Source organism: Streptomyces sp. NPDC059201 (assembly GCF_042754585.1).
Taxonomy (GTDB): Bacteria; Actinomycetota; Actinomycetes; order Streptomycetales; family Streptomycetaceae; genus Streptomyces.
Genome location: NZ_JBHZBB010000019.1, coordinates 29,836 through 45,820 on the forward strand (window position 1 = coordinate 29,836; position 15,985 = coordinate 45,820).

The window sequence follows — 15,985 nt, forward strand, 5'->3', positions numbered from 1 at the left end:
ATGCACCTGTCCGTCCGCAACCCCGCGCGCGGGCAGTACATACGGATGATGTGGAGAACCCATGGCTCATCTGGGATCGAGGCGCGGCCGAGTACTCGCTCTGCCTGCTGGTCTCGCGCTCACCGCCTCGCTCGGCTTCCTTCCCTCCGGCGCCGCCTCCGCCGCGGAACTGAGCGATGCTCCGGCGGCCGCCACCGTCGCGGCGACGGGCGAGAAGCTCTCGTACGTCGTCAACACCGAGGGGGGTCGCTGGACCTCCTCCGCGGTGAAGAAGGCGATCGCCGCCGCCGGCGGTGAGGTCGTCATCGCGTACGACCAGATAGGCGTGATAGTCGTCCACTCGCAGAACCCCGCGTTCGCGGAGACGATCCGCAAGGCCCGCGGTGTGGTGTCGGCGGGTGCGACCCGTACCGCCCCGCTGTCCGTGCAGAGCGACAACTCCGTGGGCGCCGGCTCCGAGTCGCTGTCCTCCTCGGAGGCGCTGGCCGCCGCGGCGACCGCCTCCGACGAGCAGGACCCGCTGGAGCCGTTGCAGTGGGACCTCCCGGCCATCAAGGCCGACAAGGCGCACCAGAAGACGCTCGGCAGCAGCCGGGTGACGGTCGGTGTCATCGACACCGGTGTGGACGACACCCACCCGGACCTGGCGCCGAACTTCGACGCCAAGGCGTCGGCCAACTGCGTCTCCGGCAAGCCGGACACCACCCCCGGTTCGTGGCGCCCCAACCCGGGCGAGTCGGACCACGGCACGCACGTCGCCGGCACGATCGCCGCCGCCAAGAACGGCATCGGCATCACCGGTGTCGCCCCGGGCGTCAAGGTCTCGGGCATCAAGGTGTCGACCCCGGACGGCTTCTTCTACACCGAGGCCGTGGTCTGCGGCTTCATGTGGGCGGCCGAGAAGGGCGTCGAGATCACGAACAACAGCTACTACACCGACCCGTGGATGTTCGCCTGCAAGACGGACGAGGACCAGAAGGCCCTCATCGAGGCGGTCTCCCGGGCGACCCGGTACGCGGAGAAGAAGGGCACGGTCAATGTGGCCGCGGCCGGCAACTCCAAGTTCGACCTCGCGGCCGACGAGATCCTGGACAACTCCAGCCCGAACGACACCACTCCGGGCGACCGGGTCATCGACCCGAGCGTCTGCCTGGACTACCCGGCGCAGCTGCCGGGCGTCGTGACGGTCTCGGCGACCGGTGCGAAGGACCTGAAGGCGTCGTACTCGAACTACGGTCTGGGTGTCATCGACATCGCCGCGCCCGGTGGTGACCGCACCGAGTTCCAGACCCCGGAGGCCCCGGCGGTCAACGGGCGCATCCTGTCGACGACGGTCAACGGCGGCTACAACTACAAGGCCGGTACGTCGATGGCGTCGCCGCACGCCGCCGGTGTGCTCGCGCTGCTGAAGTCGACGCACCCGAAGGCGAGCCCGGCCGCCCTGAAGGCGCTGCTGTACGCGCAGGCCGACAAGCGCGCGTGCACCAACCCGTACGACATCGAGGGCGACGGCAAGATCGACGCCGTCTGTGAGGGCGGCAAGTGGAAGAACGGCTTCTACGGAGCCGGTCTGGTGGACGCGCTGGACGCCGTCCGCAAGTGGTGACGTAGGCCGGTAGGGCCTGGCGTTCCCGGGGCCCCGGTGTGGTCTGCCACACCGGGGCCCTTTCGCGTGCCCTGGTGGTGGCACGGGGTGCCATAGTGCGGGGCATGGACAGCACGGTTCGGAGCGGTACGGAAGCGCTGTGGGCGGTTCTCGGCGGCGATCCCGCCCTGGTCGACCGGGTGGAGTACGGCGGGGTGTCGGGGCTGCTGCCGGCCCGGCTGCCGGTGATGGACCTGGCGCGGGCGACGGTCGCCGTCTGCGGGCTCGCGGCCGTGGAGCAGGCGCGCGTGGCGGGGCCGGTGCGGGTGGACGACGGGGCGGTGGCGACCGCGTTCGTGAGCGAGCGTCATCTGCGGGTGGACGGGCGGGCGCCGGTGAGCTTCGCGCCGCTGTCGCGGTTCTGGCGGGCCGCCGACGGCTGGGTCCGTACCCACGCCAACTACCCGCACCACAGGGCCGCGCTGCTCGCGGCGCTGGGCGTTCCCGACACGGCCGACTCTGTGGGGGCGGTCGCGGAGGCGATCGGCGGGCGGAAGGCGGTCGACGTGGAGTCGGTGGTGTACGCCTCCGGGGGCCTCGCCGTGGCGCTGCGGACGCCCCGGGAGTGGGCCGCCCACCCGCAGGGCCGGGAGGTGGCGGCGCGGCCGGTGCTGAGCCGGGAGGTGGTGGACGGGGCGGCGCCGCGGCGGCGGGAGGGACGGCCGCTCCGGGTGCTGGACCTGACCCGGGTGATCGCGGGGCCGGTGGCGACCCGGACGCTGGCGCTGCTCGGCGCGGACGTGCTGCGGATCGACCCGCCGGGCAACCCCGAACTGCCGGACCAGCACGCGGACACGGACGTGGGGAAGCGGACGGCGGCCCTGGACCTGGACCGGCCCTCGGACCGGCGGACCTTCGGCGAACTCCTCGACGCGGCGGACGTCCTGGTGACCGGCTACCGGCCCGGGGCCCTGGAGCGGTACGGCCTGGAGCGTCCGGGGCTCGTGACGGCCCGGCTGTCGGCGTGGGGCGACTACGGCCCCTGGGGCGGCCGGCGCGGCTTCGACAGCCTGGTGCAGGTCGCGACCGGCATCGCGGCCACGGAGGGTTCGGCACGGGATCCGGGCGCCCTGCCGGCGCAGGCCCTGGACCACGGGACGGGATACCTCCTGGCGGCGGCGGTCTTGCGGTCACTGACGGAACAGCGCCGCGACGGCGGCACCCGACTGGTACGCCTCGCCCTGGCCCAGACCGGCCACTGGCTGACACACGAGCTCCCCGCGTACGACCCGGAGCACCACCTCACCGTGTCGCAGGGCCCACTGGGCCGACTACGGCACGCGGTGTCACCGGTGGCGTACAAGGGAGGCCCGACGGGCTGGGCGCGGCCGGCGGGGCTCCAGGGCGGGGACTCCGCTGCCTGGGTCACGGGGTGACGAGGAGCTTGAGGGCGGTGCGTTCGGCCATGGCGCGGTAGCCGCCGGGGACGCCATCCAGGCCCACGGCCGGAGCGCGGACCCGGCGGGCTGGGCGCGGCCGGCGGGGCTCCTCGGCGGGGACGTCCCCACCTGGGTCACGGGCTGACGAGGACCTTCACGGCCGTGCGCTCATCCATGGCGCGGTAGCCGTCGAGGCTCACGGTCGGAGCGCGGACCCGGCGGGCCGGTCACGGCCGCCGGGGCTCCTCCGCGGGGACTCCCCCGCCTGGGTCATGGGGTGACGAGGACCTTCAGGGCTGTGCGTTCGTCCATGGCTCGGTAGCCGGCGGAGACGCCGTCGAGGGGCACGGTCTGGTCGAAGACCGGGGATGGGTCGAGGGTGCCGGCTAGGACGTCGGCGAGGAGTTCGGGGATGTAGGCGCGGACGGGGGCGACGCCGCCTCGGAGGGCGATGTTGCGGTCGAACATGACGGAGAGGTCGAGGCCGGTGCCGGAGCCGTGGGGGACGCCGACGTAGCCGATGGAGCCGCCGTCGCGGGTGATGTTCACGGCGGTGCGCATGGACTGCTCGGTGCCGACGGCCTCGATGACGCCGTGGGCGCCCTGGCCGCCGGTGAGCTCGCGGACGGCGGCCTCTGCGGCCTCGCCGCGCTCGGCGACGACGTCGGTGGCGCCGAAGGCGCGGGCGATGTCGGTCCGGGCGGTGTGGCGGCCCAGGGCGATGATCCGCTCGGCGCCGAGCCGCTTGGCCGCGAGGACCCCGCACAGCCCGACGGCGCCGTCGCCGACGACGGCGACGGTGGAGCCGGGGCGGACGCCGGCGCCGAGGGCCGCGTGGTGGCCGGTGCCCATGACGTCGGAGAGGGCGAGCAGGGCGGTGAGCAGCCGGTCGTCGGAGGCGGCGTCGGCGGGGAGCCTGACGAGCGTGCCGTCGCCGAAGGGGACGCGGACGGCCTCGCCTTGGCCGCCGTCGGAGCCCACGGAGCCCCAGAAGCCGCCGCGGGGGCAGGAGGTGTGGAGGCCCTCGGCGCAGTACGCGCAGGTGCCGTCGGACCAGACGAAGGGGGCGACGACGAGGTCGCCGGCGCGGAAGCCGGTGACCTCGGAGCCGGTCTCCTCGACGATGCCGAGGAACTCGTGGCCGATGCGCTGGCCGGGCTGCCGGGCCGACTCGCCGCGGTAGGCCCACAGGTCGCTGCCGCAGATGCAGGCGCGCAGGACCCGTACGACGACGTCGGTCGGGTCCTGGACGACCGCGTCGGGCACCTCCTCCACGCGCATGTCGAACGGAGCATGGATGGTGGTGGCGCGCATGGGTCCTCGCTGTCAGCTGGTCGTACGACGTTCACCGTACATCGCCGTGGCGGGTCCGCCGGCCGCCGGGGCTCCGGCGGCCGGGCGGGCGGCCAGGACGCCGGCGGTGAGCAGGACCTGCGCCGCGATGTAGGTCAGCATGACCCAGAAGTCGGGGACCGGCAGCTGGGGCCAGTCGGCGATGCCGGTGGCGATCAGGGTGTCGGAGAGCAGGAACAGCGCGCCGCCGGTGCCGGCGAGGACGCCGAGCGCGCTGGCGCGGTACGCCATCGCGGTGAGCAGCAGGGAGTAGCCGGCGACGGGGATCCGCAGCTCGGCGGGGAGGTCGGGCCAGAGGGCGACGACCGTGCCGACGAGGGCGAGGGCGTAGGCGGCGCCGAGGGCCGGGGAGGTGCGGCGGCGGCCGAAGAGGGTCAGGTAGCAGACGTGGCCCAGGGCGAAGGAGCCCATGCCGACGAGGAAGGCCCAGTCGGCGTCGAACAGCAGGAAGACGTCGCCGCCCCAGCCGAAGAGGAGGGCGACGACGAGGAGCCGGGGGGCGCCGCGGGTGGCCGCGTAGGCGGCGAGGAGCGGCATCAGGAGCGGCTTGGCGACGAGGTGGCCGGTGTCGGCGCCGGCGAGGAGCGAGCCGAGGTCGGCGGCGGCGGCGAGGCCGAAGGCGCCGAGCAGGGTCCGGGACAGGGTGTTCACGCGGCGGGCTCCGGGGCGGTCTGGTCGTGGTCCGTGGTGGTGCGGTGCGCGGTGGCGTCGTGGTCCGCGGCGGTGCGCGGCGCGGTGGCGTCGAGGTCCGCGGTGGCGCGCGGCGCGGGCGGCGCGGGCTGCCAGCCCGGTCCGCGGAAGACGCGTCCGGCGCGTTCGCGCCAGTCGCCCGCGGCGCGGACGTCGCGGGCGATGGCGGCGTACTCGTGGGTGGCGACGCGGAGCGGGTTGTACGTCTCGATGTTCTTGGTGAGGCCGTAGACCGGCCGCTCCGTCTCGCCGGTCCAGGAGCCGAACATCCGGTCCCAGACGATCAGGATCCCGCCGAAGTTGCGGTCCAGGTAGCCGCCCTGGGAGGCGTGGTGGACGCGGTGGTGGGAGGGGGTGTTGAGGACGTACTCGAAGGGCCGGGGCAGCCGCCCGACGCGCTCGGTGTGGATCCAGAACTGGTAGACGAGGTTGATCGAGTAGCAGAAGGCGATGGCGGCGGGGTGCACGCCGAGGGCGATCAGCGGCAGGTAGAACGGCCAGCCGGTGACGCTGGTCCAGGGCTGCCGCAGGGCGGTGGTGAGGTTGAACTTGCGGCTGCTGTGGTGGACGACGTGGCAGGCCCACAGGACGCGGATGACGTGGTGGCCGCGGTGCTGCCAGTAGTAGAAGAAGTCCTGGGCGAGCAGCATCAGCGGGACCGTCCACCACAGGACGGGCACCCGCAGCGGCGTCAGCTCGTACACCGCGGTGTAGATCGCGACGATCGGGATCTTCCACAGGGCGTCGAAGGCGAGGCTGCCGATCCCCATGCCGAGGCTGGTGGCGGCGTCCTTGGTCTCGTACCCGGCGGCGTCCTCGTCGGGACGGAGCCGGACGCTGACCATCTCCACGACGGTGAGCAGCACGAACGCCGGTATGGACCAGAGCACGACATCGGGCAGGTTGGGCATGCCGTCGACGGTAGGGCTCGCCCGCGGCGCACGGCTAGACGTTGTTACCAACAAGTATGCGAGACGACTTGTCAGCAGCCTTTGGCGGCTTCCGACAAGCGCGGCCCCCCGGTCATACCCCGGCGACGTCCAGGAGGGAGCCCGCCGCGTAGGTGACGGCCATGGCGAGGGCGCCGCCGGCGACCGTGCGGAGGGTGGCACGCGGGGCGGGGGCCTCGGCGAGCCGGGCGGCCCACCAGCCGGTGAGGCAGAGGGCGGCGAGGACCGAGCCGACGGTGACCCAGAGGCGGACGGAGGCGGGCGGGAGGACGATCGCGAGAAGCGGGAGCAGGGCGCCGACGGTGAAGGCGAGGAAGCTGGCCCAGGCCGCGTGCCAGGGGTTGGTGAGCTGGTCGGGGTCGATGCCCAGCTCCACGCGCGCGTGCGCCCGCAGGGCGTCGCGTTCGGTGAGCTGTACGGCGGCCTCGCGGGCCACGTCGGGGGTGAGGCCACGGGCGGTGAGGAGTGCGGTGAGTTCGTCGAGTTCGGCGGCGGGGCTCTCGCGGAGTTCGCGCTTCTCGGTGGCGAGGGCGGCGTTCTCGGAGTCGCGCTGGACGGAGACCGAGACGTACTCCCCCGCCGCCATGGAGAGGGAGCCGGCCAGGAGGCCGGAGAGTCCGGCGGTGAGCAGGGTCGCCTGGGAGCCGGTGGCTCCGGCGACGCCGACGACGAGACCGGCGGTGGAGACGATGCCGTCGTTGGCTCCGAGCACGGCGGCGCGGAGCCAGTTGAGACGGGTGCCGAGGCCGCCGCCGGCCGCGGCGGCCTCGTGGTGCGGGGACGGGGACGGGGACGAGGACGGCGCATCGGTCACGTCAGGAGGGTCGCACCCGGGGGCTCACCAGACGCGGACCGACCCGCCCGGGGCGAACGCCGGGCTGGTGGCGCCCTCCGGGACCTTCTCCAGGGGGGTGGCGATCTCCTCGACCGCGGGTCCGTGGACGGCCGCGATCCGGTCGAGGAGGGCGAGGTCGAAGCCGTAGACGCGGGCCGCGTTGCCGCCGACCATCGCCGTCACCTCCTCGCGCGGGAGGCCCGCGTAGGCGAGGCGGAGCCCTTCGCGGGAGTACGGGGTGGTGCCCTCGTCGTGCGGGTAGTCGCTGCCCCACATGATCTTGTCGAGGCCGATCCGGTCCCGCAGCGGCACCTCGTGCGGGCGCATGAAGCTCGCGCCGACGAAGCAGTTCTCCCGCCAGACCTCGCCGGGGCTGCGGCCCATGGAGTCCGCGAGGCCCGCGCCGAACTTGGACTCGGCGGTGACCGCCCGGCTCGCCGCCGCGACGAGGCGCCCGTGGTAGTAGTCCAGCATCTCCACCACGCCGGGGATCCAGCCGGAGCCCTGCTCGGTGAGGACCAGCTTGAGCCCGGGGTGGCGGCGGAAGGCGCCGCCGAACACCAGGTGCCACAGGGCCCGGTGGGAGAACCAGGTGGTCTCCACCATGAAGACCGCCCGGGCGGCCGGTTCGTCGCCGAGCGGCGGGGAGGCGGAGCCGCCGTGGTGGTTGACGGGGATGTCCAGCTCCTCGCAGACGGCCCAGATCGGGTCGTACGTCTCCGAGTACAGCTCCGGCAGTCCGCTGCCCGGCGGGGTGCCGGGGAGCAGGATGCCGCCGGTGAGCCCGGCCGCGTGGGTGCGGCGGATCTCGCGGACGGCCTCGCCGACGTCGTTGAGGAGGATCTGCGCGACGCCCGCGCGGCGGCCGGGGGCCTGGGCGCAGAAGTCGGCGAGCCAGCGGTTGTGGGCGCGCAGTCCCGCCCAGCGGCGCTCGAACTCCTCCCGGGTGGGGGCCGGTGCCATGAGGGAGGCGGAGGGGAAGAAGGGCGGGATGGTGTTGGGGAAGACGACCTCGGCGACGATCCCGTCGGCTTCGAGCTCGCTCAGCCGCCGGTCGGAGTTCCAGTTGCGGTCGGCGGTGTCGGCGAGCAGGTCCTCGTACGGGTTGACGTAGCCGGCGGCCCAGGCGTCGAAGTCGTCGTGGAACCGCTTCTCCAGGTACGGCTTGTAGTCGAGGAGGTCGGCGCCGGCGTGGCAGTCGGCGGAGATCACCGTGTAGCGGTCGGTCACGGGGTCACCCCCGCGGCCGGACCCGCCGCCGGACCCGCGCCCGGACCCGCCGCCGGACCCGCGCCCGGACCCGCGGCCGGGCCCATGACCGGGAAGTCGCCGCCGGTGAGCCAGTGCCGGCCGGTCTCGCGGGAGCGGGCCCAGGACGCCTCGACGGCGGTCTGGTCGGCGGGCTGGCCGAGCTCGGCGGGGGTGGGGCCGATCCGCTTGGCTATCGGATCCAGTATTCGTGTATCGAATCCGAAGACCTCGGCGGCGGCGAGCCCCAGCATCCGCCGGGACTCCTCCACCGGGATGTCGTGGAAGGTGTTCCGCAGCCAGGTCCGGGTGTTCGGCCAGGTGCCCTCGGGGTGCGGGAAGTCCGAGCCCCACAGGATGTTGTCGACGCCGATCTCGTACCGCTGCGCCAGCTCGCGCCGCTTGGTGTTGGTGGCGCAGACGAAGACCTGCCGGTCCAGGTACTCGCTCGGCGGGCGCCGCAGCTCGGCGAAGGGCGAGAGCTTCTTGCCGCCGTGGGCGCCGAGGTAGAGCCGGTCCATGAACCACAGCAGGTTCGGCAGCCACCAGCAGCCCGACTCGGCGACGCCGAACCGCAGCCCCGGGTGCCGCTCGAAGACCCCGGACCAGAGCAGGAACCACAGCGGCCGGGCGGGCCACCAGGTGACCTCGGAGACGTAGATGCCGAGGTGGTCGCCGTACTCCTCGCGGGGCGCGGCGCCGGAGTGGGTGACGACGGGCATCCCGGTCTCGGCGGCGGCCGCCCACACCGGGTCGTACCGGCGGTCGTGGTACGGCGCCTTGTCGACCCACATGGACGGGATCATCAGGGCGCCGAGCCCGGACTCCTTGGCCCGGTGGATCTCGGCGACGACCTCGCGCGGGTCCGCGGTGACCGGCAGCAGGGCGACGCCGCGGTGCCGGGCCGGGTCGTGGGCGACGAACTCGGCGAGCCAGCGGTTGTGCGCCTTGGCGCCCGCCATGCCGAGCTCGGGGTCCTGGTCGCCGGAGAGGCCGAGGCCGACGCCGAAGGGGGCGGCGGTCTGGCTGTCGACGGCGTCCGCGTCGGGGAAGACGACCTCGGCGGCGACGCCGTCGCCGTCCAGCTCCTTGATCCGCTGGGCGTGGTCCCAGCCGCCGCGGAGCCCCTCCTCGTTGTCGCTGAACCACTTGTTCGCGAAGTCCTCGTTGCGCACCCCGAGGCGGGTCATGGCCTCGCGGCGGGCCTGGCGCCCGGCGAGGAACTCGTCGAAGGCGCCGTGGAAGCGGGACTCCAGATAGGGCCGGTACTCCTCGGTGGGGAGTCCGGCATGACAGTCGGACGAGATGATCAGGTACGGGTCCTCGTAGCTCATGGCCAAGCCCCTCAGTCGAGGATGAAGCTCTCCAGGTAGGACGGGTTCGCGCGGTCGAGCATCGACCGCGAGCGCGCCCGGATCTGCCGGTCGCTGTGCTCGCTCGCCGGGAGCATCCAGAACCGGTCGGCCCTGATCCCCTCGACGACGTGCTCGGCGACCTCCTCGACCGGGGTGAAGGCGATCTCGTGGCCGGCCTCCTTCATGGCGGCCTCCCACTGGTCGAGGGAGCGGTACGGGGTCCGGCGCGGGCGCTCCTTGGCGTACCGCTCGGGCCGGTTGCGGTGCGACTCCCACAGGCCGGTGCGGAGCATGTGGGGCCCGGGGAAGAGCACGGAGGCGCCCACGCGCGCGTGCTCCGCCCGCAGGTGGGCGTAGAGCGACTCGGTCAGGGTGACGACGGCCGCCTTGGTGACCGCGTAGACGGACGCGGTGGGCAGCGGGGCGATGCCGCCGTCGCCGGAGGAGGTGTTGACGACGTGGCCGGGTTCGCCGCTCGCGAGCATGCGGGGGACGAACGCCTGGACGCCGTGGAAGACGCCCCACACATTGACGGAGAAGGCCCACTTCCAGTCGTTGGGCTCGTGCTCCCACATGCGGCCCTCGGCACCGGAGCCGACGCCCGCGTTGTTGCAGAGCACGTGGACGGCGCCGAAGGCGTCGAAGGCGGCGTCGGCGAAGGCCCGTACCGCGTCCCGGTCGGAGACGTCGACCGTGCGGGCGAGGACCTGGGCCCCGTCCGCCATGAGCTCGTCGGCGGCCTCGGCGAGCGGCCCCGGCTCGACGTCGCCGAGGACGACGGCGAGGCCCTCGGCGGCGAAGCGGCGGGCCATGGCCCGGCCGATGCCGCTCGCGGCGCCGGTGACGACGGCGACCTGTCCCTCCCTGAGTTCCATCAGACGCTTCCTTCCGGGGGGCCGTCGAGGATCTGCGCGGGGTCGTCGTAGCGCTGGTGGACGTAGGGCAGCAGCGCCTCGGCGGAGACCCGCTCGGCGACCCGGCCGCGCTGGTCGGAGGTCTTCTCGCCGAGGGTGATCTCGACGAGCCGGCGGACCGGGAGGTCGGCGACGGGGTCGTACATCGACTCGCGCAGGACGACGTCCCCGGTGACCCGCTCCAGCTTCCGCACCTTCTCGTTGCGGACGCAGTGCACGAGGACCGGGTCGGCGTCGAAGCCGGAACCCTCCACGCCGGGCAGGAACTTGAAGTAGAAGTCGGTCTTCTCGACCGGCTCGGGCAGCGGCAGCGGACCGGAGACCGCGCCGCGCACCTCCACGAAGGAGATCCCGTGCCGGGCCAGCCGGGCGCCGACCACGAGCCCGTCGCGTTCGACGACCACCTCGCCGAGCTTCTTCGGCTCGCCGAAGACCTCGCGCCCGCCGATCAGGGCCCGCTCGTGCGTCATCGGCATGACCAGCGGATACCAGCCCTCGACGGCGCCGTGGGCGGCCGCCACGGAGAGCGAGCCCGCGCCCAGCGGATAGCCGGGCAGGTCGACCTTGCTGATGGTGACCCGGACGAGGGGGCGTCCGGTGGGTTTCAGCGGGGGCGGCAGCACCGCCGCCACCGCGTCGGGGTCGGTCTCCCAGAGGGCGACCACCCCGGTGGACCAGATGTCGGGGAGCTTCGCCGCCGCCGCGCGGGCGGCGGCGCTCTCCGCCTGGGTCCGCGCCCCGTACCGTACTCGTGCCATGTCGTACCACCCTTCCGGACGGATACGGCCCTCCGGCCTCCCGGGCCGACGGCCTGTAACACTGTTACACCGCCGCCCGGGAAGGGTAAAGACGCGCGCACAGGCCGAATTGACGGATCGTCAGAGACGAGGGAACCGGATGGCACGCCCCGCGCTCAGCCGCGAGGAGGTCCTGGACGCGGCGGCGGCCCTGGTGCGGGCGCACGGCCCGGACGGGCTCACCATGCGCGGGCTCGCCGCCGCGCTCGGCACGGCGGTCACCTCGATCTACTGGCACGTGGGCAACCGCGAGTCGCTGCTCGACGCGCTGGCCGAGCGGACGGTGGCCGACCTCGGCGCGATCCGGCCGCGCGGGAAGGACCCCGTGGAGCGGATCGGCTCGGTGGCCCACGCCCTGCGCCGGGCGCTGCGCGAGCGCCCGCACCTGGTCGCGATGGTCCACGAGCGGGGCCTGACGGAGCGCATGTTCCTGCCCGCCCAGCGGGCCCTGGTCCGGGAGGCCCGGGCGGCCGGGCTGCGCGGCGAGCGGGCCGCGGAACTGGTCCGGGCGGTCACCTTCCAGGTCGTCGGGTACGTCCTCCTGGAGCGCAACCGCGAGCGGGCGCCGGTCCAGTCGCCGGCCGAGGAGGAGCTGTGGGGCGCCGAGACCGCCGGCGCCGATCCGCAGCTCGCCCGCGCCCTGGCCGCCCCGCCCGAGGCGGAACGGCTCTTCGCGATCTCGGTGCGCGCCCTGGTCGAGGGGCTCCTGGCGGGCCCCCGGACACCCCCGGCGGGAGACATCACGGACATCGAGGACACCGAGGGCGGCACTGTCCGTCGCGGGCCGTATTCTCAGTGACCATGCTCGACGACCGTACGACAGCAGCGACGTGGCCGGCCGCCTACCCGCAGGGGTACGCGGTCGTCGACGTGGAGACCACCGGTCTCGCCCGCGACGACCGGATCGTGTCCGCAGCCGTCTACCGCCTCGACGCGCAGGGCGAGGTGGAGGACCACTGGTACACGCTGGTGAACCCGGAGCGGGACCCCGGCCCCGTCTGGATCCACGGCCTCACCAGCGATGTCCTCGAAGGCGCGCCGCTCTTCGCGCAGATCGCCGAGGAGTTCTCGGCCCGCCTCGACGGACGCGTCCTCGTCGCGCACAACGCCATGTTCGACTGGCAGATGATCGCCCGGGAGTACGCGCGCGCCGAGCGCACCGCGCCCGTGCGGCAGCGGCTCTGCACCATCGCCCTCTCCAAGGAGCTGGCGCTGCCGCTGCCCAACCACAAGCTGGCGACCCTCGCCGCCCACTTCGGCGTGGTGCAGGAGCGCGCGCACGACGCGCTCGACGACGCGCGCGTGCTCGCCGAGGCGTTCCGCCCGAGCCTCCACGCGGCGGCGGAGCGGGGCGTACGGCTGCCGCTCCTGGAGTGCCGCCCGCTGACCGAGTGGGCGTCGTCCCCGGCCCGCCCGCTGATCGGCCGCCAGTCCTCCTACCAGGCGGGCGGCTGGCGCCCCTCCAGGAAGCGCCCGGCCTGCCCGTACCCCAACCCCGGCCGGTACGAGAGCGACAAGCCGCTCAAGCAGGGCATGCGGGTGGCCTTCTCCGGCGACACCTCCGTCGACCGCGAGCTCCTGGAGGACCGCACGGTCGAGGCGGGACTGCACGTCGCCACGTCCGTCTCCCGGCTCACCAGCCTGCTGGTGACCAACGACCCGGACGCCGGCACCTCCAAGACGGCCAAGGCGAAGACCTTCGGCACCCCGGTCGTCGACGAGGCCGCCTACGCCCATCTGCTGCGGGACGTGGCCCCGGCAGACGGGTGACACCCCGCCCCCGGCGGGCGTGCCGCGCGGCGCGCGCGGGCCCCGGGGCTCCACCCTGTGGCGCATGGCACGTTGTGAGGTCTGCGGAAACGATTACGGCATGTCCTTCGAGATCCATGCCCAGGGCGCGATCCATGTCTTCGACTGCTTCGCCTGCGCCATCCACCGGATGGCACCCATCTGTGAGCACTGCCGGGTCCAGATCATCGGCCAGGGCGTCGAGGTCGAGGGCAACTGGTACTGCGGCGCCCACTGCGCCCGCGCCGAGGGGAAGGCGGGCATCGTCGACCGGGTGTGACCCCGCCCCGGTCCCGTACGAAGAAACGATCCTGGTCGGGTGGCGCCGGTCACCCGACCCCTGTGCGGGCACCCCGGCGCCATGAATGTACGGTCATGGGGTGTACCGCTTCCTGTTGTCCCGGCAGTGGGTGATCCTCACCCTCGTCGCCCTCGCCCTCATCCCCGTGATGATCGAGCTGGGCTTCTGGCAGTTCCACCGGCACGAACGCCGGGTCGCCCAGAACACCCTGATCGCGGACAACCTCAAGGCCGCGCCGGTCCCGGTCGAGGAGCTCACCTCCCCCGGCCACGTCGTCCCCCGCGCCGACTACTGGCGCCGGGTCACCGCCACCGGCACCTTCGACACCGCCCACGAGGTCGTCGTCCGCCGTCGCACCTCCTCCGACGACCGGGTCGGCGCGCACGTGCTCACCCCGCTCGTCCTCGGGGACGGCAAGGTCGTCCTCGTCAACCGCGGCTGGGTCCCCGGCGCGGCCAACCAGCGCGACTACCCGGACGTCCCGCCCGCCCCGAAGGGCGAGGTCACCGTCACCGGCCGGCTCAAGGCCGACGAGACCACCGGCGCCAGCGGCATCAAGGACCTCAAGGGCCTGCCGGACCGTCAGGTGATGCTCATCAGCAGCGCCCAGCAGGCCGAGCTGATCGGCCGCGAGGTGCTGGGCGGCTACGTCGAGCAGACCGAGCCCGCGGCGGCCGGCGGCTCCCCCGAGCAGATCCCCACGCCCGACCACGACTCGATCGGCGCCCACATGGCGTACGCGGTCCAGTGGTGGCTCTTCGCCGCCGGCGTGCCGGTCGGCTGGTTCGTCCTCGCCCGCCGGGAGAAGCGCGACCGCGAGGCGGCCGCCGCCGAGGCCGGGCCGGAGGACGGGGCCCCCGAGGCCCCGCAAGAGGACGGCAGCGCGATCCAGGCCACCTCGCCCCGCTGATTGACCGCGGCCTCCGGCGGGAACAGGCCAGAGCGTGACCCGACGCATCGACGACTACGCCCTGATCGGCGATCTCCAGACCGCCGCGCTCGTCGGCCGCGACGGGTCGGTCGACTGGCTCTGCCTGCCCCGCTTCGACTCCGCCGCCTGCTTCGCCGCCCTCCTCGGCGACGAGGACAACGGCCACTGGCGGATCGCCCCCCAGGGCGCGACCACCTGCGCCTCCCGCCGCTACGCCGAGGACTCCCTCGTCCTGGAGACCTTCTGGGAGACCCGCACCGGCACCGTCAAGGTCACCGACTTCATGCCCCAGCGGGACCGCGCCCCCGACCTCGTCCGCATCGTCGAGGGCCTGACCGGCCGCGTCGAGATGAGCTCCGTGCTCCGCCTCCGCTTCGACTACGGCTCGGTCGTGCCGTGGATACGGCGCTCCGAGGGGCACCGGGTCGCCGTCGCCGGACCCGACGCCGTCTGGCTGCGCAGCGAGCCGCAGGTGAAGACCTGGGGCCAGCAGTTCGCCACCTGCTCCGCCTTCACCGTCGCCGCCGGCGAGCGCGTCGCCTTCGTCCTCACCTGGCACCCCTCCCACGAGCGGCGGCCCGCGCTCGTCGACCCCTTCGAGGCCCTGGAGCACTCGCTCGCCGACTGGCGGGAGTGGGCGGGCCGGTGCGCCTACCGGGGGCCGTACCGCTCCGCCGTCGTCCGCTCCCTCATCACCCTCAAGGCGCTCACCTACGCCCCCACCGGCGGGATCGTCGCCGCCCCCACCACCTCCCTGCCGGAGGAGATCGGCGGGGTGCGGAACTGGGACTACCGGGCCTGCTGGCTGCGCGACTCCTCCCTCACGCTCGGCGCGCTGCTCTCCGCCGGATACGCCGAGGAGGCCGCCGCCTGGCGCGACTGGCTGCTCCGCTCGGTCGCCGGCGACCCCGCCGACCTCCAGATCATGTACGGGCCGGCCGGCGAGCGCCGGCTCCCCGAGACCTCGCTGCCCTGGCTGCGCGGCTACGCCGACTCGCGCCCCGTCCGGACCGGGAACGCGGCCGTCGACCAGTTCCAGCTCGACGTGTACGGCGAGGTCATGGACTCGCTGCACCTCGCGCGCGCGGCGGGCATCCCGCCCGAACGGCACGCCTGGAACCTCCAGCTGAGCCTGCTCGGCTTCCTGGAGTCGCACTGGCGCGAGCCCGACGAGGGCCTGTGGGAGGTGCGCGGCCCGCGCCGCCACTTCACCCACTCCAAGGTGATGGCCTGGGTCGCGGCCGACCGCGCGGTGCGCACCCTGGAGGAGGACCCCTCGCTGCCCGGCGAGCCGGACCGCTGGCGGGCGCTGCGGGACGAGATCCACGCGGAGGTGTGCGCCAAGGCGTACGACCCCGGGCGCAACACCTTCACCCAGTCGTACGGCTCGCGGGAGCTCGACGCCGCCACCCTGCTCATCCCCCGGGTCGGCTTCCTGCCGCCGGACGACCCCCGGGTGGTCGGCACGGTCGACGCGGTGCGGGAGGAGCTGACCCACCGGGGGCTGCTGCGGCGCTACACCCCGGACTCGGGCGCGGTCGACGGACTCCCGGGCCGGGAGAGCGCCTTCCTCGTCTGCTCCTTCTGGCTCGCCGACGCGCTGCGGATGACCGGGCGCGCGGAGGAGGCCCGGGAGCTGTTCGAGCGGCTGGCGGGGCTGGCCAACGACGTGGGGCTGCTGGCCGAGGAGTACGACCCGGTGACGCGGCGGCAGCTCGGCAACTTCCCGCAGGCGTTCAGCCACGTCGGCCTGGTCGGGACGGCGCTCGCGCTGGCCGGGGACGAGGCGGCAGGATAGG

General features: G+C 73.8%; 15 protein-coding genes. 7 read left to right on the plus strand and 8 right to left on the minus strand.

Going from position 1 to position 15,985, the window contains the following annotated elements; translation table 11 throughout:
- The first annotated feature begins 61 nt into the window (after positions 1-61).
- Positions 62-1,606, plus strand: a complete 1,545-nt coding sequence (locus ACFXMG_RS37525; protein WP_383822248.1) for a S8 family serine peptidase — start codon at positions 62-64, stop codon at positions 1,604-1,606.
- A 104-nt stretch (positions 1,607-1,710) separates the two neighbouring features.
- The gene (locus ACFXMG_RS37530) at positions 1,711-3,021 is read left to right on the plus strand and encodes a CoA transferase (RefSeq protein WP_383822245.1); all 1,311 of its coding nucleotides are present in this window, start codon (positions 1,711-1,713) and stop codon (positions 3,019-3,021) included.
- A gap of 273 nt (positions 3,022-3,294) precedes the next feature.
- Here the strand turns inward: ACFXMG_RS37530 and ACFXMG_RS37535 are convergent, their stop codons facing one another.
- From ACFXMG_RS37535 to ACFXMG_RS37570, 8 genes are all read right to left on the minus strand, one after another.
- Entirely contained in the window at positions 3,295-4,338 is a 1,044-nt protein-coding gene (locus ACFXMG_RS37535; RefSeq protein WP_383822243.1) for a zinc-dependent alcohol dehydrogenase family protein, read from the minus strand.
- A 12-nt stretch (positions 4,339-4,350) separates the two neighbouring features.
- Positions 4,351-5,028, minus strand: a complete 678-nt coding sequence (locus ACFXMG_RS37540; protein ID WP_383822240.1) for a lysoplasmalogenase — start codon at positions 5,026-5,028, stop codon at positions 4,351-4,353.
- On the minus strand, positions 5,025-5,978 hold the full coding sequence (locus tag ACFXMG_RS37545; RefSeq protein WP_383822237.1) for a sterol desaturase family protein: 954 nt from the start codon (positions 5,976-5,978) through the stop codon (positions 5,025-5,027). Before ACFXMG_RS37545 ends, ACFXMG_RS37540 begins: the two co-directional genes overlap by 4 nt.
- Before the next feature lie 112 nt (positions 5,979-6,090).
- Positions 6,091-6,831, minus strand: coding sequence for a VIT family protein (locus ACFXMG_RS37550; RefSeq protein WP_383822234.1), 741 nt, complete (start codon positions 6,829-6,831; stop codon positions 6,091-6,093).
- A gap of 24 nt (positions 6,832-6,855) precedes the next feature.
- Positions 6,856-8,082, minus strand: coding sequence for an amidohydrolase family protein (locus ACFXMG_RS37555; protein WP_383822231.1), 1,227 nt, complete (start codon positions 8,080-8,082; stop codon positions 6,856-6,858).
- Positions 8,079-9,434, minus strand: coding sequence for an amidohydrolase family protein (locus tag ACFXMG_RS37560; RefSeq protein ID WP_383822228.1), 1,356 nt, complete (start codon positions 9,432-9,434; stop codon positions 8,079-8,081). The genes ACFXMG_RS37555 and ACFXMG_RS37560 overlap by 4 nt, the downstream gene beginning before the upstream one ends.
- An 11-nt stretch (positions 9,435-9,445) precedes the next feature.
- A complete protein-coding gene (locus tag ACFXMG_RS37565) occupies positions 9,446-10,330 on the minus strand; it encodes an SDR family NAD(P)-dependent oxidoreductase (protein WP_383822226.1) in 885 nt (294 codons plus the stop codon).
- Complete coding sequence (locus ACFXMG_RS37570; protein ID WP_383822223.1) at positions 10,330-11,127, minus strand: acetoacetate decarboxylase family protein; 798 nt, start codon at positions 11,125-11,127, stop codon at positions 10,330-10,332. The genes ACFXMG_RS37565 and ACFXMG_RS37570 overlap by 1 nt, the downstream gene beginning before the upstream one ends.
- A 139-nt stretch (positions 11,128-11,266) precedes the next feature.
- On the opposite strand from ACFXMG_RS37570, the gene ACFXMG_RS37575 reads away from it, so the two are divergent.
- The 5 genes from ACFXMG_RS37575 to ACFXMG_RS37595 all read left to right on the plus strand — a co-directional run bounded on the left by ACFXMG_RS37575 (position 11,267) and on the right by ACFXMG_RS37595 (position 15,984).
- Positions 11,267-11,965, plus strand: a complete 699-nt coding sequence (locus ACFXMG_RS37575) for a TetR/AcrR family transcriptional regulator (protein WP_383822220.1) — start codon at positions 11,267-11,269, stop codon at positions 11,963-11,965.
- Positions 11,962-12,936, plus strand: coding sequence for a DEDDh family exonuclease (locus ACFXMG_RS37580; protein ID WP_383822217.1), 975 nt, complete (start codon positions 11,962-11,964; stop codon positions 12,934-12,936). Before ACFXMG_RS37575 ends, ACFXMG_RS37580 begins: the two co-directional genes overlap by 4 nt.
- A 64-nt stretch (positions 12,937-13,000) precedes the next feature.
- Positions 13,001-13,234, plus strand: coding sequence for a hypothetical protein (locus tag ACFXMG_RS37585; RefSeq protein WP_360315617.1), 234 nt, complete (start codon positions 13,001-13,003; stop codon positions 13,232-13,234).
- A gap of 100 nt (positions 13,235-13,334) precedes the next feature.
- Positions 13,335-14,165, plus strand: coding sequence for an SURF1 family protein (locus ACFXMG_RS37590; protein WP_383822214.1), 831 nt, complete (start codon positions 13,335-13,337; stop codon positions 14,163-14,165).
- Between the two features lie 34 nt (positions 14,166-14,199).
- A complete protein-coding gene (locus ACFXMG_RS37595) occupies positions 14,200-15,984 on the plus strand; it encodes a glycoside hydrolase family 15 protein (RefSeq protein ID WP_383822211.1) in 1,785 nt (594 codons plus the stop codon).
- The last annotated feature ends 1 nt before the right edge of the window (position 15,985 follow it).